We start from the raw sequence: 12,527 nt of genomic DNA, 5'->3' as shown, positions 1-12,527 counted from the left end.
TATACAATAATATAACGTATAGGGGGGACCAGAATGAAGTTATTTGCTGATACAGCTTGTGATTTGCCGCTTGAATACATCAAGCAACATGCCATTACACCCATTCCGCTTCATGTGCATATGCATGGCCGAGACTACGAAGACATGATCGGCATTGATCCGAAAGAAGTCTATGAAGCGATTCACAATGGAGAGATGCCAAAGACTTCCCAAGCATCCCCGCTGCTGTTTGAAAAGCTCTTTACCGATCTGGCTAAAAGCGGTGAACCCGGAATCTATCCGGCCTTCTCTTCAGCGTTATCCGGCACCTATCAAACCGCTGTGATGGTGCGTGATCAAGTGCGGGAGCAATACCCGGATCTCGACTTAACCATTATCGATACGAAAGCCGCTTCCTTAGGCTATGGTTTAATTGTAATGCGTGCTGTTGAACAGCTGCAGGCCGGTGCGGCAAAAAATGCATTAATCGATGATTTGCTTTTCCATTCCAAGCATATGGAACATATCTTCACCGTTGAAGATCTTGGACATTTAGCAAAGGGCGGCCGATTATCCAATGGAGCGGCTTGGATCGGCGGACTGCTGCATATTAAGCCGATTCTGCATGTTGAAGAAGGCAAGCTGGTGCCGCTCGAAAAAATTCGCGGGCGCAAAAAAGCCTTTAAACGCATGCTCGACCTTATGGAAGAACGGGGCGATCATTTATCTGCTCAGCGAATCGCAATCAGCCACGGGAATGACCTCGAATCGGCCGAACTGTTAAAAAACATGATTCAAGAGCGTTTTGGCTGTCAAGACATTTATACCCATATTATAGGCGCGACAATCGCATCTCATGCAGGACCGGGAACGATTGCGCTATTCTTTTTAAACAGCCGGGCACAAAACTAGAGCAATCATCAGAGGAAGAACATTCAGAGGAAAAAGTTTTTCAAATGAAGATCATCAGCTGTTTCTATCTGACAAACTTGATGCTCTTCCGTTTAAAGGATGGTCAATACGCCGTCCGTCACGGAGAGACCACTATATCTCTTGACAGACGTTTCGCGCCAGCGGAGCAATTGCCGTAAATAGCTTAGAAAAGAGGGGGCATCGAAGAATCTTTCAATGATTCTTCGATGCCCCCTCTATATGAAGCTCGCTGAATGATTAACGCCGGTCGGCTCGGCTGTTTCTTCCGCGTTTCCATACAAGAAATATGAAAATCAAGAAAATGATGTAGACAGCAGCTAAAGCGGCTATAAATGCGGCATTTATGCCTGTTTTTCCGGTAAGAGCAAAGACTTCCGACGTCTCCCTGTCCAGAATGATGGTATACTGGCCGCCTTCCGGGCGAACGAGACTATCCTGCAGCAGTCCGCGCAGCTCTTTCTCATCCTTACCGCTGAGAAGCTCAGCCGGAATCCGGACTTTCTGGCTCTTATCCGTATTATTGACAGCGGTGATAATCGTTTCCTTCTTATACTGCCGTTTAAAAACAACCATGCCGTCTTTTTCATATAACAGCTCAAAGTCCCCTCGCGTAAGCGCCGGCAGCTCCTGACGCAGCGAGCTGAGCTTCTTTATGTAATCCATGAGCTCTTGATCAGTTTTAAAGTTAAGTAATTGATGGTTGCTGACGCCCTCTCCGCCATCAAGCGCTATTTCAGATCCGTAATAGACCGCCGGAATTCCTGGAATAGTGTATAAATACGTTAATGCAAGCATCCAGCGGGTTCCGGGCAATTTTTTTTCTTCCACGAGATCGCGGGTATAGCGCTCTGTTTTATTGGAATCAAAATAGTTGACGGACAGCAGCGGATTTTGCAGAACAGCTGCCGTCTTCTTGATCACTTCAGGCGTTTGACTTGAATCCTTATTAACATTGGCAAACTGTTTGCGCAGGGGAGCGGTCAATTGAGCGTTCATCACACCCGTCAAGCCGGTTTTCTCGTATTCAGCCAGCTTATGAATGTCCTTCTCCCTGCTTTCGCCCAACAAGAACCAGTCTTTATTTCGCTTCTTTAGTTGCTGCGTGACTTCTTGCCAAAATGACAAGGGCGCATCGGTTGCATCGCTGAAATAGTACCCGTCAACCTCCACCTCCTCTCCCCATTTCCGGACTGCCCGAATCAATTCTTCCTTCACGGCCTGATTCTCTAAATTTAGCGTAGCCATTTGTCCAAGCCACTTTTCAGGGGCCTGCTCCTTTTTATTGGTAAACCACTCTGTTTTACCGCTATCCTTTGTCCAAGGATGCTCCGTACTGACGCGCGTGACCGGAAAGTCAAGAATCACTTTCAGGTCTTTCTTATGCGCTTCTTTCACTAGCTTTCTTAACTCTTTCTTCGTGCCGAATTGCTCATTCGTTTGATTGAAATCTGTAATCCAATAGCCATGATAACCGCCCGGCTGATTCTGAAAGACCGGACTTAACACAACAGCAGTAAACCCCATATCTTTAATATGATCTAGCTTGCTTATCACGCCGGAAAAGTCGCCGCCTTGATAAGCAGAAGGGTCATGATTATTTTTCTTTGTGTCGTTTGCGCTGTCACCATTATGAAAACGGTCCACCATTAAATAATAAATCACTTCGTCTTGCCATTTTCGCTCTTCTTTCGCCCCTGCTCCAGCAGGAAAAACGTATAAAAGCAGAAATGGTATTAGCAGCAGCGAACTTAATCTCCTTTTCACTTTCGCTTCCCCCCACATCTAAATGAACATACCGCTTTAAGATTACGCTTTTCCTGTTAAACCGTCAAACTACAATGCAATCGTTTTCTATTTGGCTGCGGATCACCGTCAAAGATCAACTGCACATATATTCATTCTGGAGACCTTGACGCTCCTTTCAATAAGAACCGTTTGTATTTAATGAGGCTGATATGCTTTAATGGCGCCGTGTGACATTTTTGAAATACACGAACAGAAAAAAACGGATCGGTTAGGAATAAGAGGATGTAGCGCGTGAATGCGAGGGCTGTTTGGACACGCCATTGAAGGTGAAGGGCTATCTGCATGTGCACGGGAACATGATCTTTTTGAAGACAGACAACAACAGCTGGAGAAAAGTGAACCGTATTTCCCCAGCTGTTTTTTTGAGGGACTTTTTAGACTTCCCTCCCTCTTCTATTGAACTCTGTTTACCTTACGCTTTCAGCCTGCGAATACCGCGATCTAAGTTAGTTTTGAACGGCGGCAAAAGCAGCCGCCTGCGCTTGAACAACGTTGATTAAGCAAAGAAGTTAAATCCCATCGGCAGTCTAAAGCCTAAGTAAAGGGTAACTATAAGCAGCAGAACAGCGGCAATGAGCATCATGCTCGTTTCTTTCCCTTTTTTCTTGCGAACCAGGGCCATTTCCATCAGGCCAATTGTTACTAAGCCTGCAAGCATTTTCATGCCGTATAGCATATCATCCATTGAATGATGTCTCACAAACAGCAATACACCTGTAGCTATAACCAAAATGTAGAACAGCCGCAAAGCCATATGCGTACCCGTTGAGTACTTGCCAAGTGCAATAAAGAACAAAATAATGGCGATCACCCAAGTTGTGATATGTAAATGGGTACTATTAAAAAATAAAGTTTCCAAGTTTGTCTCTCCTCCTTTTCTAATTTCCTTACCATAGTAACACGTTCATGAAAGAGAAGAAAAGTATGGCATCCTTCTAGCGCACCTTGTTGGCTAATGTTCCAATTTTTTTAATTGTTATTTCAACTGTATCTCCCGGCTTCAGCATCCGAGGGGGATTCATACCGTATCCGACGCCTGATGGAGTTCCGGTGGCGATAATATCTCCGGGTTCTAACGTCATCCCTTTGGAAAGCACTGCAATCATCTCATCAATAGGAAAGATCAAATGCTCGGTGTTCGAACGCTGACGGATTTCACCGTTCACCTTCGTTTCAATAGCCAGCTGGTGAGGGGTGGCAATCTCCTCTTTAGGAACGATCCAAGGTCCCATCGGGCAAGTGCCGTCGAGACTTTTGCCAAGGAAAAACTGCTTATGGCGCTTTTGGATATCCCTTGCGGTGACATCATTGATGATAGTATAACCAAAAATGTAGTCAAAAGCCTCTCCTCTTGAAATTTCTTTCCCACGCTTGCCGATGACTACGGCTAATTCACCTTCGTAATCAAGCGCATCGGTTAAATCGGCGTGTGCGGGAATATCCTCTTCGCAACCAATAACAGCCGTCGGAGATTTAGTGAATACTAGCATATGCTCCGGAATGCTTTCTTCCCCTCCCATTTCAATCGCATGGTCACGGTAATTTTTTCCGATGCACATCACATTTTTAGCCGGGCGCGGAATCGGCGCAAGCCACCGAATCTCTTGCTCATCCGCTGCCGCCAGCGCTTTTTCGTTCTCCCCGGCAGCAGCCAGCCACTTATTGGCTTGCCCGTATAAATCAGCGGTCTTGGCAATCGCTTCCGCTAATGTGTCAGGAAGCAGAATTCCCGCTTTCTCGCCAAGCATTCTCAAGTCCCACACAAGCTTTGTATTCTCATCATAAACCCCGTATGTTTGCGTTCCATTCCATTCATAACTGATGAATTTCATTTTGCTTCCCCCTTAACGTATATGAACCTCTTTCCTCTTCTTTCTCCCATAAGTGACTTGTCTCCATAGACTTTCCGCCGGCCCTCTTGAAAACTTCGACAGCCACAGCTCCGATAACACAACTTGTGCCGTGTAAATCGCAAGCACAAGCCAAATGCCGGTTGTCAGTGTAATTTGGCCATACAGACCCAGGCCATAATTGTAGAAAATCAATGTCCCGGCCACTGATTGCATCAAATAATTGGTCAGCGGCATCCGGCCAATCACGGCAAAGGGATATAGTATTTTTTGCGGTAAACTCCAAGCCCCGGCCCCTATCACTAAAGCGGCATAGCTAATGGAGAGCAAAGGACCTCCTACAGAATCCTGAACAAACAAATTAGCCATATCCGGTTCGCTCATATACGGCAGCGATTTTAAAATAACCCCCGCCGCAAAAAAGCTCCCGAAGGTTCTGATTGCCCGCCGCGGCTGACGTGTCCAGCTAGCTATAATATTCTCCTTTTGTGCGCCCGCTCCTATAAGGAAGAGCGGAAATACAGTGATGGCCTGAACCGCTATCGATTCCGGATGGTTAGGAAGCAGCCAATCCTTTATCCGCTGCTGGGTGATTTCCTGAAAGCTTCCGCTTCCATAGGCCGCCATCGACTGATTGATTCCCGTAATATCGGTCCAAATAAAGGCGCCCGTCGGATCTGCTGCGGCCATTAATAAGCCGAGCACCCCCAGAAAAACATTTGGAACAAACAATAAGAGAGTGCCTATGATCAATAATGGTTTTCCGGGCAGCTTTAATAGCGGTATTAGGATCAAACCAAACAGAGCGAAGCTGATCAGAATATCTCCCGGCCACACAAAAAAAGCGTGAACAATCCCGACAAAGAGCAGAAACATACAACTGCGCATGGCGATGAGCGGATAGCCAATCCTCTTCGCCAGTACGTTCTCCCGATGCATTGCCGCTCCATACCCAAAAAGCAATGCAGCTAACGGATAAAAGCTTGCCTCTACAAAAATATCAAGCCATCTGAAATGCTGATAATCTTGTGCGCCGCTCCACCATTCATAAGGATTATAGTACAAATAAGGGGAGTGAAAGGAAAGCATATTCACCAGAAAAATCCCCAATAAAGCTATGCCCCATAAATGGCCGAGCGATTGAATTCGCTTTTTTCTGTTTATTGATGTCATATTTGTGTCCTGTCTTCCCTCCTTCCATTTTCACAAATCTTGCTTATTTACATATCATATCATTAAATAGAAACATTGAGGATGTGATTTGTCTTGCCAGCGATCGTTGGAACGGTTACAGTCATCAACGTCTCCTCCAGCGGCGTATTCAACGTCGGTGATGTCTTTCAAATCCATCCAGTTGCGCAAACTAAAACCTTTTCGGGAGCCGGTTCCTTTAATACCGGACACGGGTTATCGATTTACTCAGGAACCTCTCATTCAATGGTTTATGATGGTGATGTGCTGGATCAATTACAGATCGGAAACCTTTAGGAGCTGTCCTATGAATATCTTTCTTTCACAAACGATTAATATTCGGCTGCTTAATATTGAAAGTATCGCCAACTCGTCGATGTTGCAAATCGGAACATCCGGACATATTGAGCAAAGCTCTTATTTATTTAACACCGGTGCTTTTACCACGCAAGCACCAGAAGCTACGGGAGAGACGATTGTGACTAGCGGTGCGCAGCCTTCTCCCTTCCTCATTCCGCTTCAACCGCCCAGCTGATCCTTTAGAATGGAGGAAGTAAAATGAGACAATGGCCAGACAGCCAGTTGCTTTGGCAGTGGATCCAATATCAGCAGCAGCAAATCGATGATTTAAAAAAGAGAATCCGTTCGCTTCAGCAAGAAGCCGAGGAATGGCGGAGCCGTCCGCCTGTTGTAATTGACACAATTGAATACTCCTTCGACCAGCTGAAAGTAGAGAAGCTGGAAGGAACATTGAATATCGGCTTAAATCCGGCTGAATTATCACAGGTCAAAGATCTCGACCTTCCTTCCTCCTCTCTCTCTCAGCAAACAGCACAGCCAGCTTTGCTGGACGCTTCCATCCGCTTTATCGATCATCATCTCGATGACATGATTAACGATTTTGAAAGTCAGCTGCAGCGTTCACTTGATCCGCAAATGAAGGAACACATCAGAAAGGATTTAATTAAACAGCTGCCGCAAAGAATTGGCTATTACCATGGCCAATGCCGAAATGAGCCCCCTGAAATTCAGGAAGAAACCGTCCTTTCCAAAATTAAAAATGATGTGCAGCAAGCGTTGTTTGCCTTTATGAGCAAGATACCTGAAACGGAGTGAATGGCTTTGAATCTGCAAGTCATTAACCGGGAATTAGAAGTTGGTCAGATTTCCATCATTGCCGTATCCAGCTCTTCCTATCTGCAAGTAGGGGATACGGAGACCATCTCCCTTTATTCTTCTTTTGATACGCCGCCGGAATCTTTAATTATCAGTCCGTATGTTCCGCTATAAGGATGAGCGGGGCCTATGCGAGTTTCTATTGTTGATCACTTTTCCGTAAGTACGATTCTTTTTGGTTCCACCGTTGAAATAGGCGATGTCCGCTATTTGAACACCAGCTCCACGGTCTTGGCTTTGCAGCAGAAAAGCGAGCTTTTTATAGATGAAAAACGACCGGGCATCCGTTTGCCGCCGCCTGCTCCCATATGCAGGAAAGAACTGAACGAACCATATACGCTGAATTTGCAGCCGTGTATCCACGTAGGCTGTATTTCCGTCCTTGCCTTTTCCGTTTCTGGCGTTGGCTTGATTGGATCGGCCCAACAAGCCACTGGATATTCAACCATTAAGCATATTCGAAAATTAGCAGGCCGCTAATACAAGCGAAAGGAGGAACCTCTATGCCTGCTCTTGTCGGGCCGATACAAATTTTCACTGTTTCCGGCGGGGTAATTCATTATGGGGATGCACTTGTGATTTCTCCCAAAAGCAGCGGAAAAACCCAATCGGGATCCGGAGGTTTAAATACCGGCTCATTCATCGTCACCTACGCCGGCTTAAATACCAATGCCGTATTCGATCCTACTTCCGTTGACCAGCCAATCACCGGCAATATTTAGCTTCATTTATCCGAAGTGCAAGATGCTTTTATCTCCCCTTCAAGAATGGAGCGGGGATCATGGCATCTGCATGTCCGATGCGTTCGGACCTGCACGATGCAGGCGGCAAAGAGACGCTGCAAGAGGACGTTGCGATGGCAGCCTTTGTTCTTCTTTTCAGCAGCGGGGGATGAAAGCCCCTCAACTTTATAAACGAAAGAGGACTGCCCCGCACCTCCTTGCCTTGTCTTGAATACATGCTTCACTTTCTGACAAGGTTGCTCAATGCGGAGTCAGCCCTCTTTCAAGTTTATCTTGAATTCTTAGCGGTGAGTGAAGGGATTTCTTGTTACTCGACCGGCAGGCAATGCGCTCCGTCAAAAAAGAATAAGTATTTTCTTTTCACCTCTCGCTTCCAAATTTGTTCTACAGCTTTCGCATACAATTCAATTTGCAGGCGATAGCGGGATTCGAGAATTGGACGGGCTTTATCAAACCCGCCCGGGAAGCGCCCGCTGATTGTGTCGGTTTTGTAATCAAGCAAATAAAGCTCCCCCCCTATTTCTATCAAACAATCAATGATGCCTTGCACGAGAACGATTTCTTCAGAACCGCTCCAATGAGGATACAGCTCTCTCGCTGACATCCCTAAATTAAATGGTGTTTCTCGGTAAATGCGGTCCGCCTTCAGCATCATTTGGCCAATCTCCGTATTGAAGAATTCCGCAATGATGGAAGGGTCAACCGCCTCTGCTTGTTCAGCCGTTAATAGCTCCCTTTGAACTAATTGTTCGATAAAACACTTTAGATCCGCATTTGCTGGCTGCTGATTCAGAGGCAAATGCTGCATGACCGTATGCACAGCTGTACCGATCTCTGCCGGGGTCAGCTTCTTCTCCTGCATGAAGGCGGGGCGCTTGAAGACCGGCCGCTGATAGCTGCGGGCCAATCCGTTCTCTGCGCCCGCATTATAAATTTCATTGATTCGCTTTAAATCAGATACCGACTGCTTCGTATGCAAAACGCTCGCTGACTGGAACGGGTAGCGCCATTGAAGCCGCTTGTTGATTTCCTCCTTGTGAGGGGATGAAACCGCAATTGGTTTGTTTGCCGCCGCCAGATCCTGCCACCCTTCCCTTAGGTCCGCTTCTTGTTCCTCTCCTTCCATCCATTCCTCCGGCCGGGTAATCTGCACTTTCCAGCGTGAAGCATGTTGAGTGATTTCAGGAATGACTAGCGGGTTGTGTTTCTCCGTTAGATTCGCTTCTCTATGACGGATAAGCGCTGGACCGATCCAGTCTAAATAACTTCCGGCTGCGGCTCTCTGTGCATCCTGCAGCAGCCAGTCCGTTTGATTCCAGGCGTTTTTCCATTTGTCTAACATCTTTTCCGCACTTTTAACCGTACCCAGCAAAAACAATTTTTCTTTCGCGCGCGTAAAAGCCACATACAGCACACGCATTTCTTCAGCGAGCAGCTCTAAACGTTTTTTCCGCTTGATAGCGAGCTGCGGCAAAGAGGGGAAGCTGAGGCGCTTCACGGGATCGATGTATTTTGCGGCGATGCCGTATTCTTTATCAAGCAAATAAGATTGCCGCAGATCCATTTCATTGAATGATCGGCCGAGCCCTGCGACAAATACGACCGGAAACTCCAGTCCTTTGCTGGCATGTACTGTCATCAGGCGCACTACATCCTCCTGTTCACTTAAATCCTTCGCTGCTCCTAAATCATCCCCGCGCTCCTGCAAGCGCTCAATCAAGCGAAGAAAACGGAAAAGTCCTCTAAAGGAAGTTTCTTCATACTGCTTGGCTCGATCATATAAAACGCGCAGATTCGCCTGCCGCTGCTTTCCGCCGGGCATTCCGCCGACAAAATCATAATAATGCGTATCACGGTATAACTGCCAAATCAGAGCAGACAACGAACCGTTTCTGGCCAGAGCTCTCCATACCCTCAGTTTTTCCAAAAACTTGCATATTCTTTCGTGAAGCTCTTCCTGCTCTGCTTCCGGACGGCTAGTGGCAAACGCTTGAACCGCTTCATAATATGTGCCTTTTTTCGAACAAAGACGAATCACAGCTAAATCATTTTCTGAACAGCGGACAATGGGTGACCGCAAAACAGCGGCAAGAGGAATATCTTGATACGGATTATCAATCACTTGTAGCAGCGCGATCATAATCGCTACTTCCGTCGCTTGAAAATAACCGTTGCCAAGCTTGGCATAAAGCGGAATTCCCGCTCGCTTGCATTCCTCCATAACTTCTCCGGCCCAGGTCATAGAGCGTAGAAGAATTACGATATCCCGGTATTGCACCGGCCGCTCTTTCTTTGTTTTTGGATCATAGATGGGCTTCCTTGACTCGACTAGCTCCCTGATTTTCTGTACCATCCATCTAGCTTCAAGCTGAGACTGCTCCGCATCCTCAAGCCCCGTCTCCTCTTCACGAGCAGATTCTTTCGCTTGATCGATCACCGTGAGCTCGACCGGAAAGCTCGTCTCTTGGGGATAGTCAGCCCCTTTCACCAGCTCCGCTTGTGAATCATATTCGATTTCTCCAACTCTTGTACCCATGATTTGTTTAAATATGAAATTCGTTCCTGCTAATACTTCGCTGCGGCTTCGAAAGTTCCTCGCTAAATCAATGCGCAATCCGGCCGTTTCTCCAGCAGCCGAAAAGCGGCGATACTTACTTAAAAACAAATTAGGCTCCGCTAAACGAAAACGATAGTAGGGTAAGCATCCAGCGCCTTTCTGCATTTCTGCAGGAGGTTTCCGGAAACTCCCCTCCGAACCGTACGTACTCCTCTCAAAGTATACGGCTCTCCGCTTACACATATCTATCATCTCTTGCGCTATTCAATTGGATCTTTTTCCTCGATAGGGATATAGATTGGGCTTTACATCAATTTTAGGTCCGCGGCGTGCGGTTTTTTTGCGGAATCCGTCTTTATAGAAGCAAACAGCTTTTTCACCTTGCTGGGATGAATACTTCACTCCCCAGTGTTTCCCTTGTTTATACTTAACCTTCATCTTTGCTACTGAGGATTTGTATTTGCCCGCCAGTGTTTTTAAACAGCTGTATTCCATAACATGACGCAATGACCACATTTTTGGCGACACATTTTCTGCCAGCGAATAATAATTGTATATTCCTCTTAATTCGGCATTGTACGTTTCAATGATGGCTGCATCGGATAACCCCATCAAAGATGGCCGGTGAAGTATATCCCATTGCTTCGCATTGATATCTCGAACCATTTTTCGTTCAACGATAAATTTTTCAATCGTTCCTTTAGGAATTCGCAGCTGCACATAACCGCTCTTTCGCTTGACTGCGCCGCCTTTCTCTCCTTGCGCATGCCGATCCCGGCTGATTGTAATATCATAGCTCAAAAATCTCACTGGCTTAGTGCGGTGTGTAATGAACGCGCTCTCTGCCGGCATTTCAAGCTGCAGCTGATTCTTTAAGAAGGCTAGGATCAGTCGCTGAATCTTTCTGCAATCTTCTTTGTTGCCGCTTATTCCTATTAGGAAGCTGTCTGCGTACCGGACATATTTCAAGCTTTTTTGGCTTTGGTTTTCAGATTCATCATCCTCTGGCTTGGCAATGGACTCATGCAGGCGCTTGTGGCGCCCATGACCGATTTGAGCGGAATGAAGCAAGGGCTTTACCTCATTCGTGATATATTCATCCAGCTCATGCAAATATATATTTGCTAAAACCGGGCTGAGAATCCCGCCTTGCGGTGTGCCGCTATATGTGCGATGAAAGCGCCAATTCTCCAGATAACCAGCTTTTAAGAATTTCCATATCAGCCGGATAAATTTCTCATCTTTAATCCGTTTTCTTAAAATGCTAATGAGCACTTGATGATCAATCTGGTCAAAGAATGATTGTATTTCGCCTTTCATGAGCCAATTAGATTCGGAAAACGTATGCTTCACTTGCTCCAAAGCTGTATGGCAATTCCTTTTATCACGAAAACCATGTGAGTCATCCGAAAATACCGGCTCATAAATAGCTTGGAGCAGCATCCTGCCTATTTCCTGAACCGCATCATCTGCCCATCCCGGTATTCCTGAGGGCCGCGCCTTGCTCTTTTTCATTGGGATATGAGCTAGCGGGGCTGGAGCAGGACGATAGCTTTCATCTTTGAACGTTTGAATGATTGCTTGAATGTTTCCTTCACCGAAATCATCTGTTTTACCCTCTATTTTGCTGGCTGTGCTTTCTTTATGCTTGCCTATCTTAGAAAAAGCTTTTATATAAAAATCTTTATTATAAAAATGCCGATATAACCGGTCATACTGATAATTTTCTTTATGCGCTTGTTTCGATAGATTGTATAAAACAATTTCCGAACTTTGCATAGAGCCTTTCGCTCCTTTCTTCATTGTTTATACGATGTAAGCTGCTCCCCTTCGCCATGTAACAGGCTTTCCCTATCTCCGACTACTACGGGAGCTCCGTTGCCCTATTGGATATTCAGTGCCTTTGCACATAGCCTCCACAGCATTCCAACTTAGGCAATCCCCATTTAGGCCATTGTATACAGGCTGCGAATCGTTGCCGGAAGGAACATTCATCCTTTTCCTCCATCTGGAGACGTGTCCATTCTGTCAATTCAGAAACCGGGCAGGTGTACCAATGCGCGGCACGCCCTCCTGTTCATCGCAAGCATTTCATACGATGAACAGAATGGATTTCAGGTATCAAACGGTTTCCTGAAAGGCAAACATTCTCCCACTCGGATTGTTCTTCAAGCAGTCTAGCCTTCTTCCTCTTACGATTCTTTTATATCTCGCCACTCAGTCGCAGCCCTCCGTTTAGGCTGACTTGTGACTTTAACCGACATGCTGCACTCCCTCTTTGGTTTCCCTCCA

At 46.2% G+C, this 12,527-nt stretch carries 13 protein-coding genes; 7 read left to right on the top strand and 6 right to left on the bottom strand.

Going from position 1 to position 12,527, the window contains the following annotated elements; translation table 11 throughout:
• Window positions 1-33: 33 nt before the first annotated feature.
• Window positions 34-891 (top strand): DegV family protein, encoded by an 858-nt coding sequence (locus CEF20_RS03965; RefSeq protein WP_100330569.1) that lies wholly within the window; start codon window positions 34-36, stop codon window positions 889-891.
• A gap of 258 nt (window positions 892-1,149) precedes the next feature.
• Here CEF20_RS03965 and CEF20_RS03960 read toward each other — a convergent pair whose 3' ends face one another.
• From CEF20_RS03960 to CEF20_RS03945, 4 genes are all read right to left on the bottom strand, one after another.
• Window positions 1,150-2,676 carry an alpha-amylase family glycosyl hydrolase gene (locus tag CEF20_RS03960; protein ID WP_198508466.1) on the bottom strand — a complete coding sequence of 509 codons (1,527 nt, stop codon included), beginning with the start codon at window positions 2,674-2,676 and terminating at the stop codon, window positions 1,150-1,152.
• A gap of 538 nt (window positions 2,677-3,214) precedes the next feature.
• Window positions 3,215-3,577, bottom strand: a complete 363-nt coding sequence (locus CEF20_RS03955) for a YisL family protein (protein WP_100330567.1) — start codon at window positions 3,575-3,577, stop codon at window positions 3,215-3,217.
• 76 nt (window positions 3,578-3,653) lie between these two features.
• Window positions 3,654-4,550, bottom strand: coding sequence for a fumarylacetoacetate hydrolase family protein (locus CEF20_RS03950; RefSeq protein WP_100330566.1), 897 nt, complete (start codon window positions 4,548-4,550; stop codon window positions 3,654-3,656).
• Window positions 4,551-4,562: 12 nt separating this feature from the next.
• The gene (locus CEF20_RS03945; protein ID WP_100330565.1) at window positions 4,563-5,741 is read right to left on the bottom strand and encodes a DUF418 domain-containing protein; all 1,179 of its coding nucleotides are present in this window, start codon (window positions 5,739-5,741) and stop codon (window positions 4,563-4,565) included.
• A gap of 93 nt (window positions 5,742-5,834) precedes the next feature.
• On the opposite strand from CEF20_RS03945, the gene CEF20_RS03940 reads away from it, so the two are divergent.
• From CEF20_RS03940 to CEF20_RS03915, 6 genes are read left to right on the top strand one after another with little or no spacing between them, the layout of a single operon-like run.
• Window positions 5,835-6,056 (top strand): spore germination protein, encoded by a 222-nt coding sequence (locus tag CEF20_RS03940; protein WP_100330564.1) that lies wholly within the window; start codon window positions 5,835-5,837, stop codon window positions 6,054-6,056.
• 10 nt (window positions 6,057-6,066) lie between these two features.
• Window positions 6,067-6,294, top strand: a complete 228-nt coding sequence (locus CEF20_RS03935) for a spore germination protein GerPB (RefSeq protein WP_100330563.1) — start codon at window positions 6,067-6,069, stop codon at window positions 6,292-6,294.
• Window positions 6,295-6,317: 23 nt separating this feature from the next.
• Window positions 6,318-6,875 carry a spore germination protein GerPC gene (gerPC, locus tag CEF20_RS03930; RefSeq protein WP_100330562.1) on the top strand — a complete coding sequence of 186 codons (558 nt, stop codon included), beginning with the start codon at window positions 6,318-6,320 and terminating at the stop codon, window positions 6,873-6,875.
• 6 nt (window positions 6,876-6,881) lie between these two features.
• Window positions 6,882-7,049, top strand: a complete 168-nt coding sequence (locus CEF20_RS03925) for a spore gernimation protein GerPD (RefSeq protein ID WP_100331992.1) — start codon at window positions 6,882-6,884, stop codon at window positions 7,047-7,049.
• A gap of 15 nt (window positions 7,050-7,064) precedes the next feature.
• Complete coding sequence (locus CEF20_RS03920) at window positions 7,065-7,415, top strand: spore germination protein GerPE (RefSeq protein ID WP_100330561.1); 351 nt, start codon at window positions 7,065-7,067, stop codon at window positions 7,413-7,415.
• Between the two features lie 23 nt (window positions 7,416-7,438).
• A complete protein-coding gene (locus tag CEF20_RS03915; protein WP_100330560.1) occupies window positions 7,439-7,657 on the top strand; it encodes a spore germination protein in 219 nt (72 codons plus the stop codon).
• 328 nt (window positions 7,658-7,985) lie between these two features.
• Here CEF20_RS03915 and addA read toward each other — a convergent pair whose 3' ends face one another.
• Window positions 7,986-10,400: a helicase-exonuclease AddAB subunit AddA gene (gene addA, locus CEF20_RS03910; RefSeq protein ID WP_232713364.1), complete on the bottom strand. Its 2,415-nt coding sequence runs from the start codon at window positions 10,398-10,400 to the stop codon at window positions 7,986-7,988.
• Window positions 10,401-10,499: 99 nt separating this feature from the next.
• A complete protein-coding gene (locus CEF20_RS03905) occupies window positions 10,500-12,038 on the bottom strand; it encodes a reverse transcriptase/maturase family protein (protein WP_232713363.1) in 1,539 nt (512 codons plus the stop codon).
• Window positions 12,039-12,527: the final 489 nt, after the last annotated feature.

Origin of the sequence: Bacillus xiapuensis, from assembly GCF_002797355.1 — a bacterium.
In the GTDB taxonomy this organism is placed as follows: domain Bacteria; phylum Bacillota; class Bacilli; order Bacillales; family Domibacillaceae; genus Bacillus_CE; species Bacillus_CE xiapuensis.
The sequence above is the reverse complement of the archived record's forward strand: the minus strand, read 5'-3'. Positions and strand labels throughout refer to the sequence as shown.